Genomic DNA, 26,246 nt, shown 5'->3' on the forward strand with positions numbered 1-26,246 from the left:
CCAATCGCGATGGACGACGGTCTGCGTTTCGCAATCCGTGAAGGCGGCCGTACCGTTGGCGCGGGCGTTGTTGCTAAAGTTCTGGGCTAATTAATTATCCCTGAAATAAAAAGGACGCTTCGGCGTCCTTTTTTGTTTTCTACCGTAAAGTCGCTGTCATAAAAATTCGCATTTTTTGTCTTCTCCCGCCACGTATTCCGGCGCCTGTGCTATTGTAATCATAACCATTCTCACTTACACTTTGCGCATATTTTGAACGGGAGTCTTTATGTACGTTTGTTTATGTAATGGTGTAAGCGACAAAAAAATTCGTCAGGCCGTTCGCCAGTTTCAACCACAATCTTTCCAGCAGCTTCGCAAGTTTGTTCCGGTGGGAAATCAATGCGGTAAATGCGTTCGCGCAGCGCGTGAGATCATGCAGGACGAACTGATGCAGATCCCGGAATTCAAAGAGATCGCGTAAGCCTCTATCTTTTTTTTGACATCCCCGTAGCCCGATCTACGCTTCAATGAGTGGAAGCGGAGGGACTATATAATGAAAGGTGATGTTAAAATCATAAGTTATCTCAATAAATTATTGGGAAATGAGCTTGTCGCAATCAATCAGTATTTTCTCCATGCAAGAATGTTCAAAAACTGGGGACTGACTCGCCTCAACGATGTTGAATACCATGAGTCCATTGATGAAATGAAACACGCCGATAAATACATTGAGCGTATTTTATTCCTCGAAGGCATTCCTAACCTACAGGATCTTGGAAAACTGGGCATCGGAGAAGATGTCGAAGAGATGCTGCGTTCTGATCTCCGGCTGGAGCTGGAGGGTGCAAAAGACCTGCGTGAAGCCATTGCCTATGCGGACAGCGTACATGACTACGTCAGCCGCGATATGATGATCCAGATCCTGGCCGATGAAGAAGGACACATCGACTGGCTTGAGACCGAACTGGATCTCATTAGCAAAATTGGTCTACAGAACTACCTTCAGTCTCAGATCAAAGTGGAAAGTTAATCAGGCTTTCCCAGCCAACGCATAAACCCGCTGCCGCCAGAAATGGCCCAAAAGGCAGTGGGTTTTTTAATGCCTGCTTATCAGGAGTAAACAACGAGAAAGCAACCAGATACAGCAGAGCCATTAACGCGGCTACGAGTGCCAGTACTGGCAGTACACACCAGCCATGCCATGCCCCCAGCGCCGCCAGATATTTTATGTCGCCATATCCCATACCTTCACGTCGGCAGATGAGCCGATATCCCCAATAGATAACGGCGAATCCGGCGTATCCTGCCATCGCACCCACCACCGCGCTCGGCAAAAAATCAGGATGGAGGCAGAGCTGGTAAAGCAGGCCGGTCCATAGCAGCGGGCAAAGAAATTTATCGGGAAGAAGCCCCGTGCGAATATAGGTGCGAACAAGCAAGGCCGATAAAGCAAAATAGATCAGCAGAAAGGGGAGGGACAGTAGCATAGCGAAAGCCTCAAAACGGTTTGAGCGCATACTCGTGATAATCTGCATGTCCGGCAATGTGCAAAAACAGCAATTGCGTAGCGGCTTCAGACAAAGAGTTGAGAAGGGATACTTTGCATAAAAAAATGCGAGGCCTTACGCAGAGTACGTCTTTAGCGCTTAATTTCTAAACGGCACTTGCGTCTTCCCCAGATTTACGTATAATGCGCGGGCTTGTCGTAATTGACGGCGGGTTCAATCTGAACCAGAGTAGCTCACTTTGTTACTCAACAATGCTCCCAATTGGGGAGCTACGTAAGAACGGTTACACTCTCCCATCAATCGTAATGGGTTTGAGGAGTAATCATTTTCGTTTATAAAATAATTGGAGCTCTGGTCTCATGCAGAACCAAAGAATCCGTATCCGCCTTAAAGCGTTTGATCATCGTCTGATCGATCAATCAACCGCGGAAATCGTCGAGACTGCTAAGCGCACTGGTGCGCAAGTCCGTGGTCCGATCCCGCTGCCGACCCGCAAAGAGCGCTTTACCGTTCTGATCTCTCCGCACGTTAACAAAGATGCGCGTGATCAGTACGAAATCCGCACTCACAAGCGTCTGGTTGACATCGTTGAGCCAACTGAGAAAACCGTTGATGCTCTGATGCGTCTGGATCTGGCTGCCGGTGTAGACGTGCAGATCAGCCTGGGTTAATCAGGTCATCGAGCGATTGAGAGGTTGAAACAATGATTGGTTTAGTCGGTAAAAAAGTGGGTATGACCCGCATCTTCACTGAAGATGGCGTTTCTATCCCAGTAACCGTAATCGAAGTTGAAGCAAACCGCGTTACTCAGGTTAAAGATCTGGCTAACGATGGCTACCGCGCTATTCAGGTTACCACTGGTGCTAAAAAAGCTAACCGTGTAACCAAACCAGAAGCGGGTCACTTCGCTAAAGCTGGCGTTGAAGCTGGCCGTGGTCTGTGGGAATTCCGTCTTGCTGAAGGCGAAGAGTTCACCGTAGGTCAGGACATTAGCGTTGAGGTGTTTGCTGACGTTAAAAAAGTTGACGTAACCGGTACCTCTAAAGGTAAAGGTTTTGCTGGTACCGTTAAGCGCTGGAACTTCCGTACCCAGGACGCTACTCACGGTAACTCCTTGTCTCACCGCGTTCCGGGTTCTATCGGTCAGAACCAGACTCCGGGCAAAGTGTTCAAAGGCAAGAAAATGGCAGGTCAGCTGGGCAACGAACGTGTAACCGTTCAGAGCCTGGACGTAGTACGTGTTGACGCTGAGCGCAACCTGCTGCTGGTTAAAGGTGCGGTCCCGGGTGCAACCGGTAGCGACCTGATCGTTAAACCAGCTGTGAAGGCGTAAGGGGATAGCAATGGAATTAGTATTGAAAGACGCGCAGAGCGCGCTGACTGTTTCCGAAACTACCTTCGGTCGTGATTTCAACGAAGCGCTGGTTCACCAGGTTGTTGTTGCTTATGCAGCTGGTGCTCGTCAGGGTACTCGTGCTCAGAAGACTCGTGCTGAAGTAACTGGTTCAGGCAAAAAGCCATGGCGCCAGAAAGGTACCGGCCGTGCGCGTTCAGGTTCTATCAAGAGCCCGATCTGGCGTTCAGGTGGCGTGACCTTCGCTGCGCGTCCACAGGACCACAGTCAAAAAGTTAACAAAAAGATGTACCGCGGCGCGCTGAAAAGCATTCTGTCCGAACTGGTACGTCAGGATCGTCTGATCGTTGTCGAGAAGTTCTCTGTTGAAGCGCCTAAAACTAAGCTGCTGGCACAGAAACTGAAAGACATGGCTCTGGAAGATGTGCTGATCATCACCGGTGAGCTGGACGAGAACCTGTTCCTGGCCGCGCGTAACCTGCACAAGGTTGACGTACGCGACGCGACTGGTATCGACCCGGTTAGCCTGATCGCCTTCGACAAAGTCGTAATGACTGCTGATGCTGTTAAGCAAGTTGAGGAGATGCTGGCATGATTCGTGAAGAACGTCTGCTGAAGGTGCTGCGCGCACCGCACGTTTCTGAAAAAGCGTCTACTGCGATGGAAAAAACAAACACCATCGTTCTCAAAGTTGCTAAAGACGCGACCAAAGCAGAGATCAAAGCTGCTGTGCAGAAACTGTTTGAAGTCGAAGTCGAAGTCGTTAACACCCTGGTAGTTAAAGGGAAAGTTAAACGTCACGGACAGCGTATCGGTCGTCGTAGCGACTGGAAAAAAGCTTACGTCACCCTGAAAGAAGGCCAGAACCTGGACTTCGTTGGCGGCGCTGAGTAAGTCGGAGGAGTAATACAATGGCAGTTGTTAAATGTAAACCGACATCTCCGGGTCGTCGCCACGTAGTTAAAGTGGTTAACCCTGAGCTGCACAAGGGCAAACCTTTTGCTCCGTTGCTGGAAAAAAACAGCAAATCCGGTGGTCGTAACAACAATGGCCGTATCACCACTCGTCACATCGGTGGTGGCCACAAGCAGGCTTATCGTATTGTTGACTTCAAACGCAACAAAGACGGTATCCCAGCAGTTGTTGAGCGTCTTGAGTACGATCCGAACCGTTCCGCGAACATCGCGCTGGTTCTGTACAAAGATGGCGAACGCCGTTACATCCTGGCCCCTAAAGGCCTGAAAGCTGGCGACCAGATTCAGTCTGGCGTTGATGCTGCAATCAAAGCAGGCAACACCCTGCCGATGCGCAATATCCCGGTTGGTTCTACCGTTCATAACGTAGAAATGAAACCAGGTAAAGGCGGTCAGCTGGCGCGTTCCGCGGGTACTTACGTTCAGATCGTTGCGCGTGACGGTGCTTATGTCACCCTGCGTCTGCGTTCTGGTGAAATGCGTAAAGTCGAAGCAGACTGCCGCGCTACTCTGGGCGAAGTTGGCAATGCTGAGCATATGCTGCGCGTTCTGGGTAAAGCTGGTGCTGCACGCTGGCGTGGTGTTCGTCCTACCGTTCGCGGTACTGCGATGAACCCAGTCGACCACCCACATGGTGGTGGTGAAGGTCGTAACTTTGGTAAGCACCCGGTAACTCCGTGGGGCGTTCAGACCAAAGGTAAGAAGACCCGCAGCAACAAGCGTACTGATAAATTTATCGTACGTCGCCGTAGCAAATAATTTTAGAGGATAAGCCATGCCACGTTCTCTCAAGAAAGGTCCTTTTATTGACCTGCACTTGCTGAAGAAGGTAGAGAAAGCGGTGGAAAGCGGAGACAAGAAGCCCCTGCGCACTTGGTCCCGTCGTTCAACGATCTTTCCTAACATGATCGGTTTGACCATCGCTGTCCATAATGGTCGTCAGCACGTTCCAGTCTTTGTTACCGACGAAATGGTTGGTCACAAACTGGGTGAATTCGCACCGACTCGTACTTATCGCGGCCACGCTGCTGATAAAAAAGCGAAGAAGAAATAAGGTAGGAGGAAGAGATGGAAACTTTAGCTCAACATCGCCATGCTCGTTCTTCTGCACAGAAGGTTCGCCTTGTTGCTGACCTGATTCGCGGTAAGAAAGTGTCGCAGGCCCTGGACATCCTGACCTATACCAACAAGAAAGCTGCGGTATTGGTCAAGAAAGTACTGGAATCTGCCATTGCTAACGCTGAACACAACGATGGCGCTGACATCGACGATCTGAAAGTCGCGAAAATTTTCGTAGATGAAGGCCCAAGCATGAAGCGCATTATGCCGCGTGCGAAAGGTCGTGCAGATCGCATCCTGAAGCGCACCAGCCACATTACTGTGGTTGTGTCCGATCGCTGAGACTCTGGAGACTAGCAATGGGTCAGAAAGTACATCCTAATGGTATTCGCCTGGGTATTGTAAAACCATGGAACTCTACCTGGTTTGCGAACACCAAAGAATTCGCTGACAACCTGGACAGCGATTTTAAAGTACGTCAGTACCTGACTAAGGAACTGGCTAAAGCGTCTGTATCTCGTATCGTTATCGAGCGTCCAGCTAAGAGCATCCGTGTGACTATTCACACTGCTCGCCCTGGCATCGTTATCGGTAAGAAAGGCGAAGACGTAGAAAAACTGCGCAAGGTCGTAGCGGATATCGCTGGCGTTCCTGCACAGATCAATATCGCTGAAGTTCGTAAGCCTGAACTGGACGCTAAATTGGTTGCTGACAGCATCACTTCTCAGCTGGAACGTCGTGTTATGTTCCGTCGTGCTATGAAGCGTGCTGTACAGAACGCAATGCGTCTGGGCGCTAAAGGTATCAAAGTTGAAGTTAGCGGCCGTCTGGGCGGCGCGGAAATCGCACGTACCGAATGGTACCGCGAAGGTCGCGTACCGCTGCACACTCTGCGTGCTGACATCGACTACAACACCTCTGAAGCGCACACCACTTACGGTGTAATCGGCGTTAAGGTATGGATCTTCAAAGGTGAGATCCTGGGTGGTATGGCTGCTGTTGAACAACCGGAAAAACCGGCTGCTCAACCTAAAAAGCAGCAGCGTAAAGGCCGTAAATAAGGAGCGTCGCTGATGTTACAACCAAAGCGTACAAAATTCCGTAAAGTGCACAAAGGCCGCAACCGTGGTCTGGCGCAGGGTACGGATGTTAGCTTCGGCACTTTCGGTCTGAAAGCTGTTGGCCGTGGTCGTCTGACTGCACGTCAGATCGAAGCAGCACGTCGTGCAATGACCCGTGCAGTTAAGCGTCAAGGTAAGATCTGGATCCGTGTATTCCCGGACAAACCGATCACCGAGAAGCCACTGGAAGTTCGTATGGGTAAAGGTAAAGGTAACGTGGAGTACTGGGTTGCCTTGATCCAACCGGGCAAAGTCCTTTATGAAATGGACGGTGTTCCGGAAGAGCTGGCCCGTGAAGCCTTCGGCCTGGCAGCAGCGAAACTGCCTATCAAAACCACCTTTGTAACTAAGACGGTGATGTAATGAAAGCAAAAGAGCTGCGTGAAAAAAGCGTTGAAGAGCTGAACGCTGAGCTGCTGAACCTGCTGCGTGAGCAGTTCAACCTGCGTATGCAGGCTGCAAGTGGCCAGCTGCAACAGACTCACCTGCTGAAGCAAGTGCGTCGCAATGTTGCGCGCGTTAAGACTTTACTGACTCAGAAGGCGGGTGCGTAATGACCGATAAAATCCGTACTCTGCAAGGTCGTGTTGTTAGCGATAAAATGGAGAAATCCATTGTTGTAGCTATCGAACGTTTTGTGAAACACCCGATCTACGGTAAATTCATCAAGCGTACGACCAAACTGCACGTACATGACGAGAACAACGAATGTGGTATCGGCGACAAGGTTGAAATCCGTGAATGCCGTCCACTGTCCAAGACTAAGTCCTGGACGCTGGTTCGCGTTGTAGAGAAAGCGGTTCTGTAATAGAGTACGCATTCTCAATACGAATAAACGGCTCAGCGATGAGCCGTTTATTTTTTCTACCCATATTGCAGAAGCGGTGTTATAATGCCGCGCCCTCGATATGGGGCTTTTTAACGGCTCTGATTTTAGAGTCTCAGGTAGTAGTTGACATTAGCGGAGCACTAAAATGATCCAAGAACAGACTATGCTGAACGTCGCCGACAACTCCGGTGCACGTCGCGTAATGTGTATCAAGGTTCTGGGTGGCTCGCACCGTCGCTACGCAGGCGTAGGCGACATCATCAAGATCACCATCAAGGAAGCAATTCCACGTGGTAAGGTCAAAAAAGGTGATGTGCTGAAGGCGGTAGTGGTGCGCACCAAGAAGGGTGTTCGTCGCCCTGACGGTTCTGTCATTCGCTTCGATGGTAATGCATGCGTTATTTTAAACAATAACAGCGAGCAGCCTATCGGCACGCGTATCTTTGGGCCGGTAACTCGTGAACTTCGTACTGAGAAGTTCATGAAAATTATCTCTCTGGCACCAGAAGTACTCTAAGGAGCGAATCATGGCAGCGAAAATCCGTCGTGATGACGAAGTTATCGTGTTAACCGGTAAAGATAAAGGTAAACGCGGTAAAGTAAAAAATGTTCTGTCTTCCGGCAAACTCGTCGTTGAAGGTATCAACCTGGTTAAGAAACATCAGAAGCCGGTTCCGGCCCTGAACCAACCAGGCGGCATCGTTGAAAAAGAAGCTGCTATTCAGGTTTCTAACGTTGCAATCTTCAATGCGGCTACCGGTAAGGCTGACCGTGTAGGCTTTAGATTCGAAGACGGTAAAAAAGTCCGTTTCTTCAAGTCTAACAGCGAAACTATCAAGTAATTTGGAGTAGTACGATGGCGAAACTGCATGATTACTACAAAGACGAAGTAGTTAACAAACTCATGACTGAGTTTAACTACAATTCTGTCATGCAAGTCCCTCGGGTCGAGAAGATCACCCTGAACATGGGTGTTGGTGAAGCGATCGCTGACAAGAAACTGCTGGATAACGCAGCAGCTGACCTGACAGCAATCTCCGGTCAAAAACCGCTGATCACCAAAGCACGCAAATCTGTTGCAGGCTTCAAAATCCGTCAGGGCTATCCGATCGGCTGTAAAGTAACTCTGCGTGGCGAACGCATGTGGGAGTTCCTTGAGCGCCTGATCACTATTGCTGTTCCACGTATCCGAGACTTCCGTGGCTTGTCCGCTAAGTCTTTCGACGGTCGTGGTAACTACAGCATGGGTGTCCGTGAGCAGATCATCTTCCCAGAAATCGACTACGATAAAGTCGACCGCGTGCGTGGTTTGGATATTACCATTACCACTACTGCGAAATCTGATGAAGAAGGCCGTGCTCTGCTGGCTGCCTTTGACTTCCCGTTCCGCAAGTAAGGTAGGGTTACTGAATGGCTAAGCAATCAATGAAAGCACGCGAAGTAAAGCGCGTAGCTTTAGCTGATAAATTCTTCGCTAAACGCGCTGAACTGAAAGCGATCATTTCTGATGTGAACGCTTCCGACGAAGATCGTTGGAATGCGGTTCTCAAGCTGCAGTCTCTGCCGCGTGATTCCAGCCCGTCTCGTCAGCGTAACCGCTGTCGTCAAACAGGTCGTCCACATGGTTATGTGGGCAAGTTTGGGTTGAGCCGTATCAAACTGCGTGAAGCCGCCATGCGCGGTGAAGTACCAGGCTTGAAAAAGGCTAGCTGGTAATTACCAATTGAATCACGGGAGTAAAGACAGATGAGCATGCAAGATCCGATCGCGGATATGCTGACCCGTATCCGTAACGGTCAGGCCGCGAACAAAGTTGCGGTCACCATGCCTTCCGCCAAGCTGAAAGTGGCAATTGCCAACGTGCTGAAGGAAGAAGGTTTTATCGAAGATTTTAAAGTTGAAGGCGACACCAAGCCGGAACTGGAACTTACTCTCAAGTATTTCCAGGGTAAAGCTGTTGTAGAAAGCATTCAGCGTGTCAGCCGCCCAGGCCTGCGCATCTATAAGAAAAAAGATGAGCTGCCAAAAGTAATGGCTGGTCTTGGTATCGCAGTTGTTTCTACCTCTAAAGGTGTTATGACTGATCGTGCAGCGCGCCAGGCTGGTCTTGGTGGCGAAATTATCTGCTACGTAGCCTAATCGGAGGAAAGAATGTCTCGTGTTGCTAAAGCACCGGTCGTTATTCCTGCCGGCGTTGATGTAAAAATCGACGGTCAGGTTATTACGATCAAAGGTAAAAACGGCGAGCTGACTCGTACCCTCAACAAAGCTGTTGAAGTTAAACATGCAGATAACGCTCTGACCTTCGGTCCACGTGATGGTTTCGTGGATGGATGGGCTCAGGCTGGTACCGCGCGTGCCCTGCTGAACTCAATGGTTGTTGGTGTTACCGAAGGCTTCACTAAAAAGCTTCAGCTGGTTGGTGTAGGTTATCGTGCAGCTATCAAAGGGAATGCAGTAGGCCTGTCTCTGGGCTTCTCACACCCTGTTGAGCATCCGCTGCCGGCCGGTATCACTGCAGAATGTCCGACTCAGACTGAAATCGTGCTGAAAGGCGCTGATAAACAGCTGATCGGTCAGGTTGCAGCAGATCTGCGCGCCTACCGTCGTCCTGAGCCTTATAAAGGCAAGGGTGTTCGTTACGCCGACGAAGTCGTGCGTACCAAAGAGGCTAAGAAGAAGTAAGGTAACACTATGGATAAGAAATCTGCTCGTATCCGTCGTGCGACCCGCGCACGCCGCAAGCTCAAAGAGCTGGGTGCAACTCGCCTGGTGGTACATCGTACCCCGCGTCATATTTACGCACAGGTAATTGCACCGAACGGTTCTGAAGTTCTGGTAGCTGCTTCTACTGTAGAAAAAGCTATCTCAGAACAATTGAAGTATACCGGTAACAAAGACGCCGCAGCAGCTGTAGGTAAAGCTGTCGCTGAACGCGCTCTGGAAAAAGGCATCAGCAATGTTTCCTTTGACCGTTCCGGGTTCCAATATCATGGTCGTGTCCAGGCACTGGCAGATGCTGCCCGTGAAGCTGGCCTTCAGTTCTAAGGTAGAGGTGTAAGATGGCTCACATCGAAAAACAGGCTGGCGAACTGCAGGAAAAGCTGATCGCGGTAAACCGCGTATCTAAAACCGTTAAAGGTGGTCGTATTTTCTCCTTCACAGCTCTGACTGTAGTGGGTGATGGTAACGGTCGCGTTGGTTTTGGTTACGGTAAAGCGCGTGAAGTTCCAGCAGCGATCCAGAAAGCGATGGAAAAAGCCCGTCGCAATATGATTAACGTCGCGCTGAACAACGGTACCCTGCAACACCCAGTTAAAGGTGTTCACACGGGTTCTCGTGTATTCATGCAGCCAGCTTCCGAAGGTACCGGTATCATCGCCGGTGGTGCAATGCGCGCCGTTCTGGAAGTTGCTGGAGTTCATAACGTTCTGGCTAAAGCATATGGTTCCACCAACCCGATCAACGTGGTTCGTGCAACTATTGATGGCCTGGAAAATATGAATTCTCCAGAAATGGTCGCTGCCAAGCGTGGTAAATCCGTTGAAGAAATTCTGGGGTAATTGACCATGGCAAAGACTATTAAAATCACTCAAACCCGCAGTGCAATCGGTCGTCTGCCGAAACACAAGGCAACGCTGCTTGGCCTGGGTCTGCGTCGTATTGGTCATACCGTTGAGCGCGAGGATACTCCTGCTGTTCGTGGTATGGTCAACGCGGTTTACTTCATGGTTAAAGTTGAGGAGTAAGAGATGCGTTTAAATACTCTGTCTCCGGCCGAAGGCTCTAAAAAGGCGGGTAAACGCCTGGGTCGTGGTATCGGTTCTGGCCTCGGCAAAACCGGTGGTCGTGGTCACAAAGGTCAGAACTCTCGTTCTGGCGGTGGCGTACGTCGCGGTTTCGAGGGTGGCCAGATGCCACTGTACCGTCGTCTGCCGAAGTTCGGCTTCACCTCTCGCAAAGCAGCGATCACAGCGGAAATCCGTCTGTCTGACCTGGCGAAAGTTGAAGGCGGCGTTGTAGACCTGAACACGCTGAAAGCGGCTAACATTATCGGTATCCAGATCGAGTTCGCGAAAGTGATCCTGGCTGGTGAAGTTTCTACTCCGGTAACTGTTCGTGGCCTGCGTGTTACTAAAGGTGCTCGTGCTGCTATCGAAGCTGCTGGCGGTAAAATTGAGGAATAAGTAGCAGATGGCTAAGCAACCGGGATTAGATTTTCAAAGTGCCAAAGGTGGATTTGGCGAGCTGAAACGCAGACTGCTGTTTGTAATCGGCGCGCTGATTGTGTTCCGTATTGGCTCTTTTATTCCGATCCCTGGTATTGATGCCGCTGTACTTGCCAAACTGCTTGAGCAACAGCGAGGCACCATCATTGAAATGTTCAACATGTTCTCTGGTGGTGCTCTCAGCCGTGCTTCTATTTTCGCACTGGGTATTATGCCGTACATTTCGGCATCAATTATTATCCAGCTGCTGACGGTCGTTCATCCGGCCCTGGCAGAGTTGAAGAAAGAAGGGGAGTCTGGACGTCGTAAGATTAGCCAGTACACCCGTTACGGCACTCTGGTGCTGGCAATATTCCAGTCGATCGGTATTGCTACCGGTCTTCCGAATATGCCTGGTATGCAGGGCCTGGTATTAAACCCAGGCTTTGCATTCTATTTCACCGCTGTTGTAAGTCTGGTCACAGGGACCATGTTCCTGATGTGGCTCGGCGAACAGATTACTGAACGAGGTATCGGTAACGGTATCTCAATCATTATCTTCGCCGGTATCGTTGCGGGTCTCCCGCCGGCCATCGCCCATACTATCGAGCAAGCGCGTCAAGGCGACCTGCACTTCCTCCTGTTGCTGTTGGTTGCAGTATTAGTATTTGCAGTGACGTTCTTTGTTGTCTTCGTTGAACGTGGTCAACGCCGCATTGTGGTGAACTACGCTAAACGTCAGCAGGGTCGTCGTGTCTATGCTGCACAGAGCACACATTTACCGCTGAAAGTGAATATGGCGGGGGTTATCCCGGCTATCTTCGCTTCCAGTATTATTCTGTTCCCGGCAACCATCGCGTCATGGTTCGGGGGCGGTACTGGTTGGAACTGGCTGACAACAATTTCGCTGTATTTGCAGCCTGGGCAACCACTTTATGTGTTACTCTATGCGTCTGCGATCATCTTCTTCTGTTTCTTCTACACGGCGTTGGTCTTCAACCCGCGTGAAACAGCAGATAACCTGAAGAAGTCCGGTGCATTTGTACCAGGAATTCGTCCGGGAGAGCAAACGGCGAAGTATATCGATAAAGTAATGACTCGCCTGACTTTGGTTGGTGCGCTTTATATTACTTTTATCTGCCTGATCCCGGAGTTCATGCGTGATGCAATGAAAGTACCGTTCTACTTCGGTGGGACCTCACTGCTTATCGTTGTTGTCGTGATTATGGACTTTATGGCTCAAGTGCAAACTCTGATGATGTCCAGTCAGTATGAGTCTGCATTGAAGAAGGCGAACCTGAAAGGCTACGGCCGCTAACTGGTCGCCTGAGAAGTTACGGAGAGTAAAAATGAAAGTTCGTGCTTCCGTCAAGAAATTATGCCGTAACTGCAAAATCGTTAAGCGTGATGGTGTCATCCGTGTGATTTGCAGTGCCGAGCCGAAGCATAAACAGCGCCAAGGCTGATTATTTCGCATATTTTTCTTGCAAAGTTGGGTTGAGCTGGCTAGATTAGCCAGCCAATCTTTTGTATGTCTGTACGTTTCCATTTGAGTATCCTGAAAACGGGCTTTTCAGCATGGTGCGTACATATTAAATAGTAGGAGTGCATAGTGGCCCGTATAGCAGGCATTAACATTCCTGATCAGAAACATGCTGTGATCGCATTAACTTCGATCTACGGCGTCGGCAAGACCCGTTCTAAAGCCATTCTGGCTGCAGCGGGTATCGCTGAAGATGTTAAGATCAGTGAGCTGTCTGAAGAACAAATCGACACGCTGCGTGACGAAGTTGCCAAATTTGTCGTTGAAGGTGATCTGCGCCGTGAAATCAGCATGAGCATCAAGCGCCTGATGGATCTTGGTTGCTATCGCGGTTTGCGTCATCGTCGTGGTCTGCCAGTACGCGGTCAGCGTACTAAGACCAACGCACGTACCCGTAAGGGTCCGCGCAAACCGATCAAGAAATAATCGGGGTGATTGAATAATGGCAAAGGCACCAGTTCGTGCACGTAAACGTGTAAGAAAACAAGTCTCTGACGGCGTGGCTCATATCCATGCTTCTTTCAACAACACCATCGTTACTATTACTGATCGTCAGGGTAACGCATTGGGTTGGGCAACAGCCGGTGGTTCCGGTTTCCGTGGTTCTCGCAAATCCACTCCGTTCGCAGCTCAGGTTGCAGCAGAGCGTTGCGCTGAAGCCGTAAAAGAATACGGCATCAAGAATCTGGAAGTTATGGTTAAAGGTCCGGGTCCGGGTCGTGAATCTACTGTTCGCGCTCTGAACGCCGCTGGTTTCCGCATCACGAATATTACTGATGTGACTCCGATCCCTCATAACGGTTGTCGTCCGCCGAAAAAACGTCGCGTATAACGCTCGTTTTTTAGGTTAGTTGGAGATAGAAAATGGCAAGATATTTGGGTCCTAAGCTCAAGCTGAGCCGTCGTGAGGGCACCGACTTATTCCTTAAGTCTGGCGTTCGCGCGATCGATACCAAGTGTAAAATTGAACAAGCTCCTGGCCAGCACGGTGCGCGTAAACCGCGTCTGTCTGACTATGGTGTGCAGTTGCGTGAAAAGCAAAAAGTTCGCCGTATCTACGGTGTGCTGGAGCGTCAGTTCCGTAACTACTATAAAGAAGCAGCACGTCTGAAAGGCAACACAGGTGAAAACCTGCTGGCTCTGCTGGAAGGTCGTCTGGACAACGTTGTATACCGTATGGGCTTCGGCGCGACTCGTGCTGAATCACGCCAGCTGGTTAGCCATAAAGCAATCATGGTAAACGGTCGTGTTGTTAACATCGCTTCTTATCAGGTTAAAGCGAATGACGTTGTTAGCATTCGTGAGAAAGCGAAAAAGCAATCTCGCGTGAAAGCCGCTCTGGAGCTGGCTGAGCAGCGTGAAAAGCCAACCTGGCTGGAAGTTGATGCTGGCAAGATGGAAGGTACGTTCAAGCGTCAGCCAGAACGTTCTGATCTGTCTGCGGACATTAACGAACACCTGATCGTCGAGCTTTACTCCAAGTAAAGCTTAGTACCAAAGAGAGGACACAATGCAGGGTTCTGTGACAGAGTTTCTAAAACCGCGCCTGGTAGATATCGAGCAAGTGAGTTCGACGCACGCCAAGGTGACCCTTGAGCCTTTAGAGCGTGGCTTTGGCCATACTCTGGGTAACGCACTGCGCCGTATTCTGCTCTCATCGATGCCGGGTTGCGCGGTGACCGAGGTTGAGATTGATGGTGTACTTCATGAGTACAGCACCAAAGAAGGCGTTCAGGAAGATATCCTTGAAATCCTGCTCAACCTGAAAGGGCTGGCGGTGAGAGTTCAGGGTAAAGATGAAGTTATTCTTACTCTGAATAAATCTGGCATTGGCCCTGTGACTGCAGCCGACATCACCCACGACGGTGATGTTGAAATCGTCAAGCCGCAGCACGTGATCTGCCACCTGACCGATGAGAACGCAGCTATTAGCATGCGTATCAAAGTTCAGCGCGGTCGTGGTTATGTGCCGGCTTCTGCCCGAATTCATTCGGAAGAAGATGAGCGCCCAATCGGCCGTCTGCTGGTCGACGCATGCTACAGCCCTGTAGAGCGTATTGCCTACAATGTTGAAGCAGCGCGTGTAGAACAGCGTACCGACCTGGACAAGCTGGTCATCGAAATGGAAACCAATGGCACAATCGATCCTGAAGAGGCGATTCGTCGTGCGGCAACCATCCTGGCAGAACAACTGGAAGCTTTCGTTGACTTACGTGATGTACGTCAGCCGGAAGTGAAAGAAGAGAAACCAGAATTCGATCCGATCCTGCTGCGCCCTGTTGACGATCTGGAATTGACTGTCCGCTCTGCTAACTGCCTCAAGGCAGAAGCTATCCACTATATCGGTGATCTGGTACAGCGTACCGAGGTTGAGTTGCTGAAAACGCCGAACCTGGGTAAAAAATCTCTTACCGAGATTAAAGACGTGCTGGCTTCACGTGGTCTGTCTCTGGGCATGCGCCTGGAAAACTGGCCACCGGCAAGCATTGCTGACGAGTAACCGGATCACAGGTTAAGGTTTTACTGAGAAGGATAAGGTCATGCGCCATCGTAAGAGTGGTCGTCAACTGAACCGCAACAGCAGCCATCGCCAGGCTATGTTCCGCAACATGGCAGGTTCACTGGTTCGTCATGAAATCATCAAGACGACCCTGCCTAAAGCGAAAGAGCTGCGTCGCGTAGTTGAGCCGCTGATTACTCTTGCCAAGACTGACAGCGTTGCTAATCGTCGTCTGGCATTCGCCCGTACTCGTGATAACGAGATCGTGGCAAAACTGTTTAACGAACTGGGCCCGCGTTTCGCGAGCCGTGCCGGTGGTTACACTCGCATTCTGAAGTGTGGCTTCCGTGCAGGCGACAACGCGCCGATGGCTTACATCGAGCTGGTTGATCGTTCAGAGAAAGCAGAAGCTGCTGCAGAGTAATCTGTAGTAACGTAAAAAAACCCGCCTCGGCGGGTTTTTTTATATCCGCAGAATCTCCACTTATCTACAATGTCTGTATCTTTTCTGCTCACCCCCTGGAGTTCATTATGTGGTTGCTCGATCAGTGGGCTGAACGCCATATTAGCGATGCCCAAAACAAAGGCGAGTTCGAAAATCTTCCCGGCAGCGGTGAGCCGCTGATTCTGGACGATGATTCACATATTCCCCCTGAATTACGGGCCGGTTATCGCTTACTGAAAAACGCAGGTTGTTTACCGCCTGAGCTTCAGCAACGTAATGAAGCCGTCGAGCTTGCCGATCTGCTTAAAGGCATTCATAAGAATGACCCGCGGTACTCTGAAATCAGTCGTCGGCTGGCGCTCATCGAGCTAAAACTGCGCCAGACGGGAATGAATACTGACTTTTTGCATGGTGAGTACAGTGAAAGGTTAATACAAAAAATAAACAAGGAGTAGCCATGTACCGCATAGGTGAACTTGCGAAGCTTGCTAACGTAACGCCGGATACTATCCGCTACTACGAAAAGCAGCAGATGATCGATCATGAGGTCAGAACGGAAGGTGGATTTCGCCTTTATACGGATAACGACCTGCAACGGCTTCGTTTTATCCGCTATGCACGGCAACTCGGCTTCACGCTGGAGTCGATCCGTGAACTGCTGTCGATCCGTATCGATCCTGAACATCATACGTGTCAGGAATCTAAAAGCATCGTTCAGGCCCGGCTGGATGAAGTTGAAGGACGCATTCAGGAACTGCAAGCCATGCAGCGATCTCTGCAAAGGTTAAATGACGCGTGCTGCGGTACTGCTCACAGCAGTGTTTATTGCTCAATACTGGAAGCACTTGAACAGGGTGCCAGTAGTGAAGCTCAGGGTTGTTGATTTTTTATTAGCCAGGGACTAGACTCCCGCCGACATTAACTATGCTCAGGAGAAATGATGAGCCGCTATCAGCATACTAAGGGACACATTAAAGATAACGCCATTGAGGCATTGCTTCACGACCCACTTTTCAGACAGCGAGTTGAGAAGAACAAGAAAGGAAAAGGGAGTTATTTACGTAAAGGTAAACATGCACAACGGGGTAACTGGGAGGCCAGTGGCAAGCAAGCTAATCGCTTTTTTACCACTGGCCTTTCTGTTTCTGTCGCCTGATTAAACGCGGTTATTCTGCTCTTTTAACAGATCGCGAATTTCAGTCAGTAAGACTTCTTCTTTAGTTGGTGCTGGCGGGGCAGCAGCCGGTTCTTCTTTTTTACGGTTAAGTCTGTTGATAAGTTTGATCGCCATGAAAATGGCAAATGCCACGATCACGAAATCAAATACGTTCTGAATGAATACGCCGTAGTGCATTACAACCGCAGGGATATCGCCCTGAGCTTCCCGAAGGGTGAAGGCGAATTGTTTGAAATCAATACCTCCAATCAACAGTCCTAACGGCGGCATAATAATGTCGGCGACTAATGATGAAACGATCTTACCGAACGCCGCACCAATAATGACACCCACAGCCAAATCCACTACATTCCCGCGCATCGCAAATTCGCGAAACTCTTTAATAAAACTCATTATGTTCTCCTTGTGCCAGCTGACGCCTATAAGTTTAACAAATGATTAGCTAATTGCCATTGGGGATAAATAATCGTTATGAAAATAAAAGGCATGAAAATTAGAAGGTTAATATTTGGGTGCTCTCGTCTGAGCACCCAAATCATTACAGGAAGAATGGACTTGGCTGGAATAAACGCTCGACGTCGGTAATAAATTTTTTATCGGTCAGGAACATAATAACGTGGTCACCCTGCTCGATACGTAAATTATCATTGGCGATCATGACATCGTTCCCTCGCACTACGGCGCCGATAATGGTGCCTGGTGGAAGTTTAATTTCGTCGATCGCGCGACCAACAACGCGCGACGTCGTTTCATCCCCGTGAGCGACGGCTTCAATGGCTTCAGCAACACCACGACGCAGAGACGACACGCCGACAATATCCGCTTTACGCACATGGCTTAGCAGGGCAGAGATGGTGGCTTGCTGGGGTGAAATAGCAATATCAATTACGCTACCCTGTACCAGGTCGACATAAGCCTTACGCTGGATAAGCACCATTACTTTTTTCGCCCCCATACGTTTAGCGAGCATGGCGGACATAATATTCGCTTCGTCGTCGTTGGTGACGGCAATAAAAAGATCAACCTGATCGATATGCTCTTCGGCCAGTAATTCCTGATCCGAAGCATCGCCATAAAACACGATAGTATTCTGAAGTTTTTCAGCCAGCTCCGACGCGCGCTGTTGATCTCGTTCGATCAGCTTCACGCTGTAGTCTTTTTCCAGCCGTCTCGCCAGACCTGCGCCAATATTACCGCCGCCAACCAGCATAATACGTTTATACGGTTTTTCGAGACGCTGAAGTTCACTCATCACCGCACGGATATGCTGAGAAGCCGCAATAAAGAAGACTTCATCCCCGGCTTCGACAATGGTGGAACCTTGCGGACGAATAGGTCTGTCGTGACGGAAAATCGCCGCAACACGCGTATCGATATGTGGCATATGCTCGCGCATTGTCGACAGGGCATTACCAATCAGCGGGCCGCCGTAATAAGCCTTCACGACCGCCAGGCTTACTTTCCCTTCAGCAAAGTTCACAACCTGCAACGCGCCCGGGTACTCAATCAGACGATAAATACTGTCGATAACCAACTGCTCAGGGGCAATAAGATGGTCGATAGGTACTGCTTCGGAATTAAACAGCTTTTCCGCATCCCGGACATAGTCCGGGGAGCGAATGCGGGCGATGCGGTTCGGTGTGTTGAACAGCGAGTAGGCCACCTGGCATGCAACCATGTTGGTTTCATCAGAACTGGTTACTGCAACCAGCATGTCGGCATCGTCCGCGCCCGCCTCACGAAGCACTCGAGGATGAGAGCCGTGCCCCTGCACAACACGAAGATCAAACTTGTCCTGCAAAACGCGCAGGCGATCGCCATTGGTATCCACAATGGTGATATCGTTGTTTTCGCCCACGAGATTTTCCGCCAGCGTTCCGCCAACTTGCCCTGCGCCCAGAATGATAATTTTCATCTTTCGTGACCTGTTCTCAACATCACTCTTTGATTAGCTTAGCGTAAAAGAAGCCATCACCCTCTTCTGCGCCCGGCAGGTTTTGCAGACCCGGGTGCTCAGGTGTTCCCGTATCATGCAGCGTCGCGTCCGGGGTGCGCTTCAGGAAAGCCGCAATTTGCTGACTGTTTTCTTCCGGAAGAACAGAGCAGGTTGCATACACCAGGGTTCCGCCGGGTTTGAGATGCGGCCAGATGGCATCCAGAATTTCGGATTGCAACTGGGCAAGCTCCTTGATATCACGATCGCGACGCAGCCATTTGATATCGGGATGACGACGAATTACGCCGGTTGCAGAGCAGGGGGCGTCCAGCAAAATACGATCGAACCGGGTAGCACCACACCAGTCTGCGGGTTTACGTCCATCGCCTTGCTTAACCTGTGCTTTCATACCCAGACGCTTGAGGTTGTCATAGACGCGTGAAAGACGCTGCTCATCAGCATCCACGGCCATCACGCTGGCCTGCGGCGCCACTTCCAGAATGTGCGTTGTTTTTCCCCCTGGCGCTGCACAGAGATCAAGGATCTGCTCCCCGTCTTTCGGTTCAAGCCAGGCCATGCACCCCTGAGCGGATGCGTCCTGTACCGTTACCCAGCCCTCTTCAAAACCGGGTAATGCATGTACCGGTGCAGGGGAGGCTAAACGAACCGCATCAGGATAAGCCGCGTGTGTGAAGCCGCTCATTCCGGTCTCTTCCAGCAGGGCCAGCCATGCGTCGCGGGTATGATGGTTACGATTGACGCGTAACCACATCGGCGGACGTTGGTTATTGGCATCCACAATGTCTTGCCATTGCTGTGGGTAGGCTTTTTTAAGGCGATTCAGCAGCCATTCTGGATGCAGGAAGCGCGCTTCGCTTTGCGCAAATTCTGCCAGCAGTTCGTCCTGCTGACGCTGGAACTGACGCAGCACGCCGTTAATCAATCCTTTCAACTGGGGACGTTTAATCGCAACGGCACCTTCCACTGTCTCAGCCAGCGCAGCATGAGGTGGAATGCGGGTATGAAGAAGCTGGTAGAAACCGACCATGATCAAATAATGCACGGTACGTTGCTTGCCGCTCATCGGGCGTGACATCAGCTTATTAATTAACCATTCAAGCTGAGAGAGGGTACGCAGCACGCCAAAGCACAGCTCCTGAAGCAGCGCTTTATCTTTATCGGAAACCTTTTGTTGCAGTGGAGGCAGGACATTACTCAGTGACTGGCCCTGCTCAATAACCTGCTCAACGGCCTGAGCCGCCATAGTGCGTAGATTTTGTCTTTTCATAACCGTAAAAATAAAAATGCCCGGAAACACCGGGCCTTAAGAGTAAATTTGTTCAGGCAAGACGATTGCCAGGGATGAACCATTCACGACGGGAATTTAATAGATCCTGCGCGCTCATTGCCTTTTTACCGGCCGGTTGCAGCGATTCAAGATTCAGGATCCCTTCTCCGGTCGCAACCTGGATACCGTTTTTGCTGGCGTCGATAATCGTACCGGGCTCTGCTGATGTATTGCCGTTAATAACTGAAGCTTTCCAGACTTTCACTGGCTGCTCATCAATCATCAACCAGCTCATCGGCCACGGATTAAAGGCGCGGATGCAGCGTTCGAGTTGAGTTGCTGACAGGGACCAGTCGATCCGGGCTTCTTCTTTACTCAGTTTTTCAGCATAGGTCACCTGTGCCTCATCCTGCACTTCAGGTGTCGCTGTATTGTCAGCAAGCTGTTGCAACGTTTCAATCAGCCCCTGCGGACCGAGATCCGCCAGCTTGTCATACAGCGTGGCGCTGGTATCTTCTGCGGTAATGGGACACGCCAGTTTATACAGCATGTCACCCGTGTCTAAACCTACGTCCATCTTCATGATTGTCACGCCAGTTTCAGCATCGCCTGCCCACAGAGCGCGCTGAATAGGGGCTGCACCGCGCCAGCGTGGGAGCAAAGAACCATGAACGTTAACACAGCCCAGGCGGGGCATATCGAGTACCGCTTTTGGCAGAATGAGGCCGTAAGCCACAACTACCATCACGTCAGCGTTCAGGTCTGCCACTAACTGCTGGTTTTCCTCAGGTCGTAATGACGCTGGCTGGAATACCGGTAAACCATGCGTTTCTGCCAGTACTTTAACCGGGCCAGGCATCAGTTTTTTACCGCGGCCAGCCGGTCGATCCGGCTGAGTAAATACGCCAACAATCTGATGACCAGACGATAGCAGCGCGTCGAGATGACGCGCTGCAAAATCAGGGGTACCCGCGAAGATTATACGTAGTGATGTAGACACGTTATTCCTTGTATCCGGGGGGCGTTAAGCGCGAGAACGCAAACGATCCAGTTTCTCAACTTTCTGACGAATACGCTGTTGCTTCAGAGGTGAGAGGTAATCGATAAACAGTTTACCGACCAGGTGATCCATCTCATGCTGAATGCAAATCGCCAGCAGATCGTCGGCTTCCAGCTCAAACGGATTGCCGTCACGATCCAGTGCGCGAATTTTAACTTTTTCGGCACGTGGCACCAAAGCGCGCTGTTCAGGGATAGACAGACAGCCTTCCTCAATGCCTGTTTCGCCGCTTTTTTCAAGCAGTTCAGGGTTGATCAGCACCAGACGCTCATCGCGATTTTCAGAAACGTCGATCACGATAATACGCTTGTGAATGTCTACCTGGGTCGCCGCCAGGCCAATGCCTTCTTCAGCGTACATGGTATCGAACATATCATCGACGATACGCTGAATTTCTGCATTCACTTCTTTAACCGGTTCCGCGACGATGCGAAGACGCTCGTCAGGAATATGTAACACTTGCAAAACTGCCATAAATTTCCAGAGTCGTGTTCAGGAGTTGATAAGAATATTACTTCTATTCTAGACAAATCCCCGGTCGATTGACAGCATCAGTGACCAATCGCAAAGATTGCTGAGGCTGCTTATGGCAGGGAAAAGGATGACGTCCACAGAGATATGGTTACGGCTTATAAACATCGGGTCGTTATACGGTGACGCGATGCTGGAGATTGCGCAGAGGCTGCTTCGCCAGGCAACCGTTGATGCTGAAGCTGTCAACGCGGCAGGGCTTTCGCCCAAACATGCCGTAAAGTTTTTTTCGTTCAGCGAGAGTGAGCTTGAACGTAGTCTGGAATGGCTGGAACACACCGACAACCACCTTCTCACGGCGGATGATCCTCGTTTTCCGCCATTGTTGCGTTCTATACCTGATTTTCCCGGGGCGCTCTTTGTGCGAGGCCGCGTCGACGTGCTTAATAGCATGCAGCTTGCGGTTGTGGGCAGCCGTGCGCCCTCGTGGTACGGCGAGCGTTGGGGGAAAATGCTCAGTGAACAGCTGTCCCAATGTGGCTTTACGATCACCAGTGGCCTGGCTTGCGGCATCGACGGTGTGGCACATCATGCGGCGTTGTCAGCAAAAGGGCGAAGTGTCGCCGTGCTTGGCAATGGTCTTTTTAGTCTCTATCCGCGTCGTCATCACATTCTGGCTGAGCAACTTATCGCTTCTGAGGGGGCGATAGTATCTGAGTTTTCACTTTCGACATCGCCCAGACCGGGTAACTTTCCACGGCGTAACCGGATCATCAGCGGGTTAAGCCAGGGCGTGCTGGTGGTCGAAGCTGCGATTCGAAGTGGATCGCTGGTTACTGCAAGGTGCGCACTGGAGCAGGGGCGTGAAGTTTTTGCGCTGCCCGGCCCGTTGGGGAACCCTGGCTGCGAAGGCCCTCACTGGCTGATAAAACAGGGGGCGACGCTGGTGACCTGTAAAGAGGATATCCTGGAAAATTTGCAGTATGGATTGCATTGGTTGCAGGATGATCTCCAAAAGCGACATATTTCATCGGATCAGGAGGCCGTAGCATTGCCATTTCCCAAGCTCCTGGCTAACGTAGGAGATGAGGTAACACCTGTTGACGTTGTCGCTGAACGTGCCGGCCAACCTGTGCCAGTAACGGTAGCACAGCTACTCGAACTGGAGTTAGCAGGGTGGATCGCAGCTGTACCCGGCGGCTATGTCCGATTAAGGAGGGCATGCCATGTTCGACGTACTGATGTATTTGTTTGAGACTTACATCCACAACGAAGCAGAAATGCAGGTGGATCAGGACAAATTAACACGGGATCTGACCGACGCAGGTTTTGAGCGGGAAGATATTTATAATGCGTTGATGTGGCTGGATAAGTTGGCTGATTATCAGGACGGCCTCGCCGAACCGATGCAGCTTGCTTCTGACCCATTGCCTGTGCGCATCTATACAGCTGAAGAGTGTGAAAGGCTGGATGCCAGCTGCCGGGGATTCATTTTATTCCTCGAGCAGATTCAGGTGCTAAACCTCGAAACGAGAGAGATGGTGATAGAGCGCGTCATGGCGCTGGATACTGCTGAATTTGAACTGGAAGATCTGAAATGGGTGATCCTGATGGTGCTGTTCAACATTCCAGGCTGTGAAAATGCCTATCAGCAAATGGAAGAATTACTCTTTGAAGTGAATGAAGGTATGCTGCATTAATTCTATGTGCAGCAACAAGAGTTGTTATGGCCAAATCAGCACTCTTCACGGTGCATAAAAACGAGCCCTGCCCACAGTGTGGGGCTGAACTTGTTATTCGGTCCGGGAAACACGGTCCGTTTCTCGGTTGTTCACACTATCCGGAATGTGATTATGTCCGTCCCCTGAAGAGCCAGGCGGACGGACATATCGTCAAAATTCTGGAGGGACAGCTTTGTCCGCTCTGCGGCGGCGAACTGGCGCTGCGGCAGGGGCGGTTCGGGATGTTTATCGGATGCAGCCGCTACCCGGAATGTGATCATACGGAACAAATTGATAAACCAGATGAAACGGCAATTGCCTGCCCTCAGTGCCAGCGTGGTCAATTGGTGCAGCGCCGCTCTCGTTATGGCAAGACCTTCCATTCGTGCGATCGCTATCCCGAATGCCAGTTCGTTATCAATTTCAAACCAGTAGCGGGCGTCTGCCCTCATTGCGATTATCCGTTACTTATAGAAAAGAAAACCGCGCAAGGCTTGAAACGCTTTTGCGCCAGTAAACAATGTGGAAAGCCGGTTTCGGCGGATCAAATCAGTGAATAATAACCTGCCATCAGGCTCCATCGCGCAGGCGGTGGAAATCCTGAAAAAAGAAGAAGTCATCGCCTATCCAACAGAAGCCGTTTTCGGGGTCGGGTGCGATCCTGACAGCGAAGTCGCCGTTAACCGTCTGCTGGCGCTAAAACAGCGGCCTGTCGAAAAAGGATTGATTTTGATCGCTGCGAACTACGCGCAGCTTAAGCCTTATATTGATGATTCCATGCTGACGCCTGCACAGCGGGAAACCATTTTCTCTGCGTGGCCTGGTCCCGTGACGTTTGTTTTTCCTGCACAACCGACAACGCCGCGCTGGTTAACCGGGCGTTTCGATTCACTTGCGGTACGCGTTACCGACCATCCGCTGGTGGTGGAGTTATGCCAGGCATTTGGTAAACCTCTGGTTTCAACCAGCGCCAACCTGACCGGGCTTCCCCCCTGTCGGACAACCGAAGAAGTTCTGGCGCAGTTCGGGAGTGATTTCCCGGTAGCCGTCGGTGAAACCGGTGGCCGTCTTAACCCGTCAGAAATTCGCGATGCCTTGACCGGCGAACGTTTTCGCCAGGGATAATGTGATGGAAACCTATGCTGTTTTTGGTAACCCGATCGCGCACAGCAAGTCGCCTCTGATCCATCAGCTGTTTGCAGAGCAATTGCAGATAGATCACCCGTATGGTCGGGTTCTTGCGCCTGTTGATGCATTTATACCGACGCTGAATAACTTTTTTGATGCGGGTGGTAAAGGTGCGAACGTCACGGTGCCTTTTAAAGAAGAGGCTTTCGGGCGTGCAGATGAGCTGACCGAGCGTGCGTCGCTCGCTGGCGCCGTCAATACTCTTAAGCGGCTTGAAGATGGTCGCCTTCTTGGCGATAACACCGATGGCATTGGTTTACTCAGCGATCTGGAGCGACTGTCGTTTATTAAACCAGGCTTTCGGATCCTGCTGATCGGTGCGGGTGGCGCGTCGCGCGGTGTATTGCTTCCTCTTCTTTCGCTGGATTGTGCGGTGACAATCACCAACCGTACTTTCTCCAGAGCAGAAGAGCTGGCGGCGTTGTTCGCACACACAGGCAGCGTAGCTGCGGTAGCACTTGAGGATCTCGCGGGTCACGAATTTGATCTTGTGATTAATGCCACCTCAAGCGGTATTAATGGAGAGATCCCGGCGATTCCTGCATCCCTGGTTCATTCCCACATCTACGCCTATGACATGTTTTATCAAAAAGGGAAAACGCCATTTCTGACCTGGTGCGAACAACAGGGGGCAAAACATGTGGCTGATGGTCTGGGCATGCTGGTGGGGCAGGCGGCTCATGCGGTGCTACTCTGGCATGGCGTGTTACCTGCTGTAGAACCGGTGATCGAAAAGCTGAAACAGGAACTGATGGCATGAATCAGGCGATTCATTTTCCCGACAGAGAAATCTGGGATGAAAACAAGCAAGCGGTGTGTTTCCCGGTGCTGGTGCATGGAATGCAGCTCACCTGTGCGATTAAAGGGGAGACGTTGCTTCAGCGCTTTGGTGGTTCAGATCCGTTAGCGCTCTTTTGTGAAAATCGCTGGGATCTGGAAGAGGAAGCCAGCGATTTGATCCGCGTACAGCAGGAAGACGATCAGGGCTGGGTCTGGTTATCCTGATCCAGATAGTCATTCTTCCATTTAACGTAATTGTTCGCTGAGTATTTCAATCCTTCGATCTCCGCCTCTTTTAGGGGGCGGATCTGTTTAACCGGACTGCCTAAATAGAGATAGCCACTTTCCAGGCGTTTGTTTTGCGGAACTAGGCTTCCTGCGCCAATCATTACGTCATCTTCTACTATGACGCCATCCAGCAAAATCGATCCCATCCCAACGAGAACCCTGTTACCGATTGTGCAGCCGTGGAGCATTACTTTATGACCGACGGTAACATCTTCCCCAATGATGAGCGGATTGCCCTCAGGGTTATAAGATGACTTATGAGTCACATGCAGCACGCTGCCGTCCTGAATATTGGTGCGTGCACCGATTGCAACATAGTTAACATCGCCCCGGATCGCGACGAGTGGCCAGATGCTGACATCATCGGCCATGCGAACATCACCAATGACCACGCTGCTGGCATCGATCATCACGCGATCGCCTTTTTGGGGGAACAGATCTTTATAAGGACGTAATACTGCAAACATATCTACCTCGATACAGATGAGCGCTATTAAAGAAGACTTTGATCGTATTCCTGGATCGAGGCAAGGCAAAATGCGTCAATTTTTAAGCGGATCGGGTGGGTTTTCAGCGAAAAGCACGGAAAATCATCAGTTGGAAAAAAAGATCTAAAAAATACTTGTGCTAAAAACTGGGATCCCTATAATGCGCCTCCATCGACACGGCGGATGTGAATCACTTCACAAACAGCCCGGTCGGCTGAAGAGAAAAAATCCTGAAAATCAGGGTTGACTCTGAAGCGGGAAAGCGTAATATGCACACCCCGCGCCGCAGCGAAAACGAAGCGGCACTGCTCTTTAACAATTTATCA

The 26,246-nt window shown here is 50.6% G+C and carries 47 protein-coding genes; 40 read left to right on the forward strand and 7 right to left on the reverse strand.

Annotated elements, in window-relative coordinates; translation table 11 throughout:
* The 3 genes from ACOTYB_RS22685 to bfr form a co-directional block, all read left to right on the forward strand.
* On the forward strand, window positions 1-90 hold a 90-nt coding region (locus ACOTYB_RS22685; protein WP_001676084.1), incomplete at its 5' end, for an elongation factor Tu.
* A gap of 178 nt (window positions 91-268) precedes the next feature.
* Window positions 269-463: a bacterioferritin-associated ferredoxin gene (gene bfd, locus ACOTYB_RS22690; protein ID WP_003863268.1), complete on the forward strand. Its 195-nt coding sequence runs from the start codon at window positions 269-271 to the stop codon at window positions 461-463.
* Window positions 464-535: 72 nt separating this feature from the next.
* Entirely contained in the window at window positions 536-1,012 is a 477-nt protein-coding gene (gene bfr, locus ACOTYB_RS22695) for a bacterioferritin (RefSeq protein WP_003863270.1), read from the forward strand.
* On the opposite strand, the gene ACOTYB_RS22700 is transcribed toward bfr, so the two are convergent.
* Window positions 996-1,469 carry a prepilin peptidase gene (locus ACOTYB_RS22700; protein WP_220153388.1) on the reverse strand — a complete coding sequence of 158 codons (474 nt, stop codon included), beginning with the start codon at window positions 1,467-1,469 and terminating at the stop codon, window positions 996-998. The genes bfr and ACOTYB_RS22700 overlap by 17 nt on opposite strands.
* A gap of 380 nt (window positions 1,470-1,849) precedes the next feature.
* Between ACOTYB_RS22700 and rpsJ the strand changes: the two genes are divergently transcribed.
* The 31 genes from rpsJ to ACOTYB_RS22855 all read left to right on the forward strand — a co-directional run bounded on the left by rpsJ (window position 1,850) and on the right by ACOTYB_RS22855 (window position 16,679).
* Entirely contained in the window at window positions 1,850-2,161 is a 312-nt protein-coding gene (gene rpsJ, locus ACOTYB_RS22705) for a 30S ribosomal protein S10 (RefSeq protein ID WP_001181005.1), read from the forward strand.
* 32 nt (window positions 2,162-2,193) lie between these two features.
* Window positions 2,194-2,823, forward strand: a complete 630-nt coding sequence (rplC, locus tag ACOTYB_RS22710; protein WP_220153387.1) for a 50S ribosomal protein L3 — start codon at window positions 2,194-2,196, stop codon at window positions 2,821-2,823.
* A gap of 10 nt (window positions 2,824-2,833) precedes the next feature.
* Window positions 2,834-3,439 carry a 50S ribosomal protein L4 gene (gene rplD / locus ACOTYB_RS22715; RefSeq protein WP_000424395.1) on the forward strand — a complete coding sequence of 202 codons (606 nt, stop codon included), beginning with the start codon at window positions 2,834-2,836 and terminating at the stop codon, window positions 3,437-3,439.
* Entirely contained in the window at window positions 3,436-3,738 is a 303-nt protein-coding gene (rplW, locus tag ACOTYB_RS22720; RefSeq protein ID WP_000617546.1) for a 50S ribosomal protein L23, read from the forward strand. The genes rplD and rplW overlap by 4 nt, the downstream gene beginning before the upstream one ends.
* 17 nt (window positions 3,739-3,755) lie before the next feature.
* Complete coding sequence (gene rplB, locus ACOTYB_RS22725) at window positions 3,756-4,577, forward strand: 50S ribosomal protein L2 (protein WP_000301859.1); 822 nt, start codon at window positions 3,756-3,758, stop codon at window positions 4,575-4,577.
* A 16-nt stretch (window positions 4,578-4,593) separates the two neighbouring features.
* The gene (rpsS, locus tag ACOTYB_RS22730; RefSeq protein WP_001138117.1) at window positions 4,594-4,872 is read left to right on the forward strand and encodes a 30S ribosomal protein S19; all 279 of its coding nucleotides are present in this window, start codon (window positions 4,594-4,596) and stop codon (window positions 4,870-4,872) included.
* 14 nt (window positions 4,873-4,886) lie between these two features.
* Window positions 4,887-5,219 (forward strand): 50S ribosomal protein L22, encoded by a 333-nt coding sequence (gene rplV / locus ACOTYB_RS22735; protein ID WP_002919773.1) that lies wholly within the window; start codon window positions 4,887-4,889, stop codon window positions 5,217-5,219.
* 17 nt (window positions 5,220-5,236) lie between these two features.
* Window positions 5,237-5,938 carry a 30S ribosomal protein S3 gene (rpsC, locus tag ACOTYB_RS22740; RefSeq protein WP_000529945.1) on the forward strand — a complete coding sequence of 234 codons (702 nt, stop codon included), beginning with the start codon at window positions 5,237-5,239 and terminating at the stop codon, window positions 5,936-5,938.
* A gap of 12 nt (window positions 5,939-5,950) precedes the next feature.
* Window positions 5,951-6,361: a 50S ribosomal protein L16 gene (gene rplP, locus ACOTYB_RS22745; RefSeq protein WP_002919759.1), complete on the forward strand. Its 411-nt coding sequence runs from the start codon at window positions 5,951-5,953 to the stop codon at window positions 6,359-6,361.
* Entirely contained in the window at window positions 6,361-6,552 is a 192-nt protein-coding gene (gene rpmC, locus ACOTYB_RS22750) for a 50S ribosomal protein L29 (RefSeq protein WP_003863282.1), read from the forward strand. Before rplP ends, rpmC begins: the two co-directional genes overlap by 1 nt.
* Entirely contained in the window at window positions 6,552-6,806 is a 255-nt protein-coding gene (gene rpsQ, locus ACOTYB_RS22755; protein WP_002438707.1) for a 30S ribosomal protein S17, read from the forward strand. Before rpmC ends, rpsQ begins: the two co-directional genes overlap by 1 nt.
* A gap of 166 nt (window positions 6,807-6,972) precedes the next feature.
* Window positions 6,973-7,344, forward strand: a complete 372-nt coding sequence (gene rplN / locus ACOTYB_RS22760; RefSeq protein ID WP_002919748.1) for a 50S ribosomal protein L14 — start codon at window positions 6,973-6,975, stop codon at window positions 7,342-7,344.
* A gap of 10 nt (window positions 7,345-7,354) precedes the next feature.
* A complete protein-coding gene (gene rplX / locus ACOTYB_RS22765) occupies window positions 7,355-7,669 on the forward strand; it encodes a 50S ribosomal protein L24 (protein WP_003863287.1) in 315 nt (104 codons plus the stop codon).
* Window positions 7,670-7,683: 14 nt separating this feature from the next.
* Entirely contained in the window at window positions 7,684-8,223 is a 540-nt protein-coding gene (rplE, locus tag ACOTYB_RS22770; RefSeq protein ID WP_003863290.1) for a 50S ribosomal protein L5, read from the forward strand.
* A 14-nt stretch (window positions 8,224-8,237) separates the two neighbouring features.
* A complete protein-coding gene (gene rpsN, locus ACOTYB_RS22775) occupies window positions 8,238-8,543 on the forward strand; it encodes a 30S ribosomal protein S14 (protein WP_003863291.1) in 306 nt (101 codons plus the stop codon).
* 30 nt (window positions 8,544-8,573) lie between these two features.
* Window positions 8,574-8,966, forward strand: a complete 393-nt coding sequence (gene rpsH / locus ACOTYB_RS22780; protein WP_006178918.1) for a 30S ribosomal protein S8 — start codon at window positions 8,574-8,576, stop codon at window positions 8,964-8,966.
* Between the two features lie 12 nt (window positions 8,967-8,978).
* On the forward strand, window positions 8,979-9,512 hold the full coding sequence (gene rplF / locus ACOTYB_RS22785) for a 50S ribosomal protein L6 (RefSeq protein ID WP_003863296.1): 534 nt from the start codon (window positions 8,979-8,981) through the stop codon (window positions 9,510-9,512).
* A 9-nt stretch (window positions 9,513-9,521) separates the two neighbouring features.
* Window positions 9,522-9,875, forward strand: coding sequence for a 50S ribosomal protein L18 (rplR, locus tag ACOTYB_RS22790; protein WP_003863297.1), 354 nt, complete (start codon window positions 9,522-9,524; stop codon window positions 9,873-9,875).
* Between the two features lie 14 nt (window positions 9,876-9,889).
* Window positions 9,890-10,390 (forward strand): 30S ribosomal protein S5, encoded by a 501-nt coding sequence (gene rpsE / locus ACOTYB_RS22795; protein WP_003863299.1) that lies wholly within the window; start codon window positions 9,890-9,892, stop codon window positions 10,388-10,390.
* 6 nt (window positions 10,391-10,396) lie between these two features.
* Window positions 10,397-10,576, forward strand: coding sequence for a 50S ribosomal protein L30 (gene rpmD / locus ACOTYB_RS22800; RefSeq protein ID WP_003863301.1), 180 nt, complete (start codon window positions 10,397-10,399; stop codon window positions 10,574-10,576).
* A 3-nt stretch (window positions 10,577-10,579) separates the two neighbouring features.
* Window positions 10,580-11,014, forward strand: coding sequence for a 50S ribosomal protein L15 (rplO, locus tag ACOTYB_RS22805; RefSeq protein ID WP_003863304.1), 435 nt, complete (start codon window positions 10,580-10,582; stop codon window positions 11,012-11,014).
* Between the two features lie 7 nt (window positions 11,015-11,021).
* Window positions 11,022-12,353, forward strand: a complete 1,332-nt coding sequence (secY, locus tag ACOTYB_RS22810; protein ID WP_003863305.1) for a preprotein translocase subunit SecY — start codon at window positions 11,022-11,024, stop codon at window positions 12,351-12,353.
* A gap of 31 nt (window positions 12,354-12,384) precedes the next feature.
* Window positions 12,385-12,501 carry a 50S ribosomal protein L36 gene (rpmJ, locus tag ACOTYB_RS22815; RefSeq protein ID WP_000868187.1) on the forward strand — a complete coding sequence of 39 codons (117 nt, stop codon included), beginning with the start codon at window positions 12,385-12,387 and terminating at the stop codon, window positions 12,499-12,501.
* A 146-nt stretch (window positions 12,502-12,647) separates the two neighbouring features.
* Entirely contained in the window at window positions 12,648-13,004 is a 357-nt protein-coding gene (gene rpsM / locus ACOTYB_RS22820) for a 30S ribosomal protein S13 (protein ID WP_003863308.1), read from the forward strand.
* A 16-nt stretch (window positions 13,005-13,020) separates the two neighbouring features.
* A complete protein-coding gene (gene rpsK, locus ACOTYB_RS22825) occupies window positions 13,021-13,410 on the forward strand; it encodes a 30S ribosomal protein S11 (RefSeq protein ID WP_003863312.1) in 390 nt (129 codons plus the stop codon).
* 32 nt (window positions 13,411-13,442) lie between these two features.
* Window positions 13,443-14,063 carry a 30S ribosomal protein S4 gene (gene rpsD, locus ACOTYB_RS22830; RefSeq protein ID WP_003863314.1) on the forward strand — a complete coding sequence of 207 codons (621 nt, stop codon included), beginning with the start codon at window positions 13,443-13,445 and terminating at the stop codon, window positions 14,061-14,063.
* Between the two features lie 25 nt (window positions 14,064-14,088).
* Window positions 14,089-15,078, forward strand: a complete 990-nt coding sequence (locus tag ACOTYB_RS22835; RefSeq protein WP_002919219.1) for a DNA-directed RNA polymerase subunit alpha — start codon at window positions 14,089-14,091, stop codon at window positions 15,076-15,078.
* A gap of 40 nt (window positions 15,079-15,118) precedes the next feature.
* Complete coding sequence (gene rplQ, locus ACOTYB_RS22840; protein ID WP_001216368.1) at window positions 15,119-15,502, forward strand: 50S ribosomal protein L17; 384 nt, start codon at window positions 15,119-15,121, stop codon at window positions 15,500-15,502.
* A 107-nt stretch (window positions 15,503-15,609) separates the two neighbouring features.
* The gene (locus ACOTYB_RS22845) at window positions 15,610-15,978 is read left to right on the forward strand and encodes a DUF1992 domain-containing protein (protein ID WP_063855865.1); all 369 of its coding nucleotides are present in this window, start codon (window positions 15,610-15,612) and stop codon (window positions 15,976-15,978) included.
* Window positions 15,979-15,980: 2 nt separating this feature from the next.
* Complete coding sequence (gene zntR / locus ACOTYB_RS22850; RefSeq protein WP_022651944.1) at window positions 15,981-16,406, forward strand: Zn(2+)-responsive transcriptional regulator; 426 nt, start codon at window positions 15,981-15,983, stop codon at window positions 16,404-16,406.
* 57 nt (window positions 16,407-16,463) lie between these two features.
* Window positions 16,464-16,679, forward strand: coding sequence for an alternative ribosome-rescue factor A (locus tag ACOTYB_RS22855; RefSeq protein WP_003863329.1), 216 nt, complete (start codon window positions 16,464-16,466; stop codon window positions 16,677-16,679).
* Here the strand turns inward: ACOTYB_RS22855 and mscL are convergent, their stop codons facing one another.
* The 5 genes from mscL to def all read right to left on the reverse strand — a co-directional run bounded on the left by mscL (window position 16,680) and on the right by def (window position 21,458).
* On the reverse strand, window positions 16,680-17,093 hold the full coding sequence (gene mscL / locus ACOTYB_RS22860; RefSeq protein WP_003863335.1) for a large-conductance mechanosensitive channel protein MscL: 414 nt from the start codon (window positions 17,091-17,093) through the stop codon (window positions 16,680-16,682).
* 145 nt (window positions 17,094-17,238) lie between these two features.
* Window positions 17,239-18,615, reverse strand: a complete 1,377-nt coding sequence (gene trkA, locus ACOTYB_RS22865) for a Trk system potassium transporter TrkA (protein ID WP_003863337.1) — start codon at window positions 18,613-18,615, stop codon at window positions 17,239-17,241.
* A gap of 22 nt (window positions 18,616-18,637) precedes the next feature.
* Window positions 18,638-19,924: a 16S rRNA (cytosine(967)-C(5))-methyltransferase RsmB gene (gene rsmB / locus ACOTYB_RS22870; protein WP_045344245.1), complete on the reverse strand. Its 1,287-nt coding sequence runs from the start codon at window positions 19,922-19,924 to the stop codon at window positions 18,638-18,640.
* A gap of 52 nt (window positions 19,925-19,976) precedes the next feature.
* Window positions 19,977-20,924 carry a methionyl-tRNA formyltransferase gene (fmt, locus tag ACOTYB_RS22875; RefSeq protein ID WP_045344242.1) on the reverse strand — a complete coding sequence of 316 codons (948 nt, stop codon included), beginning with the start codon at window positions 20,922-20,924 and terminating at the stop codon, window positions 19,977-19,979.
* A 24-nt stretch (window positions 20,925-20,948) separates the two neighbouring features.
* Window positions 20,949-21,458, reverse strand: coding sequence for a peptide deformylase (def, locus tag ACOTYB_RS22880; RefSeq protein ID WP_006812188.1), 510 nt, complete (start codon window positions 21,456-21,458; stop codon window positions 20,949-20,951).
* Between the two features lie 127 nt (window positions 21,459-21,585).
* Here def and dprA point away from each other — a divergent pair, with 127 nt between their 5' ends.
* The 6 genes from dprA to ACOTYB_RS22910 are packed head-to-tail and all read left to right on the forward strand — an operon-like array spanning window position 21,586 to window position 25,369.
* Entirely contained in the window at window positions 21,586-22,710 is a 1,125-nt protein-coding gene (dprA, locus tag ACOTYB_RS22885) for a DNA-protecting protein DprA (RefSeq protein ID WP_003863350.1), read from the forward strand.
* Window positions 22,682-23,155: a DUF494 family protein Smg gene (gene smg / locus ACOTYB_RS22890; RefSeq protein WP_220153386.1), complete on the forward strand. Its 474-nt coding sequence runs from the start codon at window positions 22,682-22,684 to the stop codon at window positions 23,153-23,155. Before dprA ends, smg begins: the two co-directional genes overlap by 29 nt.
* A 26-nt stretch (window positions 23,156-23,181) precedes the next feature.
* Window positions 23,182-23,736, forward strand: coding sequence for a type I DNA topoisomerase (locus tag ACOTYB_RS22895; protein WP_003863351.1), 555 nt, complete (start codon window positions 23,182-23,184; stop codon window positions 23,734-23,736).
* Window positions 23,729-24,301 carry an L-threonylcarbamoyladenylate synthase type 1 TsaC gene (gene tsaC / locus ACOTYB_RS22900; RefSeq protein ID WP_003863353.1) on the forward strand — a complete coding sequence of 191 codons (573 nt, stop codon included), beginning with the start codon at window positions 23,729-23,731 and terminating at the stop codon, window positions 24,299-24,301. The genes ACOTYB_RS22895 and tsaC overlap by 8 nt, the downstream gene beginning before the upstream one ends.
* A 4-nt stretch (window positions 24,302-24,305) precedes the next feature.
* Complete coding sequence (gene aroE / locus ACOTYB_RS22905) at window positions 24,306-25,124, forward strand: shikimate dehydrogenase (RefSeq protein WP_022651938.1); 819 nt, start codon at window positions 24,306-24,308, stop codon at window positions 25,122-25,124.
* Entirely contained in the window at window positions 25,121-25,369 is a 249-nt protein-coding gene (locus ACOTYB_RS22910; protein WP_022651937.1) for a DUF1488 domain-containing protein, read from the forward strand. The genes aroE and ACOTYB_RS22910 overlap by 4 nt, the downstream gene beginning before the upstream one ends.
* On the opposite strand, the gene ACOTYB_RS22915 is transcribed toward ACOTYB_RS22910, so the two are convergent.
* The gene (locus ACOTYB_RS22915; RefSeq protein WP_003863357.1) at window positions 25,345-25,899 is read right to left on the reverse strand and encodes a gamma carbonic anhydrase family protein; all 555 of its coding nucleotides are present in this window, start codon (window positions 25,897-25,899) and stop codon (window positions 25,345-25,347) included. The genes ACOTYB_RS22910 and ACOTYB_RS22915 overlap by 25 nt on opposite strands.
* Window positions 25,900-26,246 lie beyond the last annotated feature (347 nt).

Origin of the sequence: Enterobacter cloacae complex sp. IR5450, from assembly GCF_049238665.1 — a bacterium.
In the GTDB taxonomy this organism is placed as follows: Bacteria; Pseudomonadota; Gammaproteobacteria; order Enterobacterales; family Enterobacteriaceae; genus Enterobacter; species Enterobacter hormaechei_C.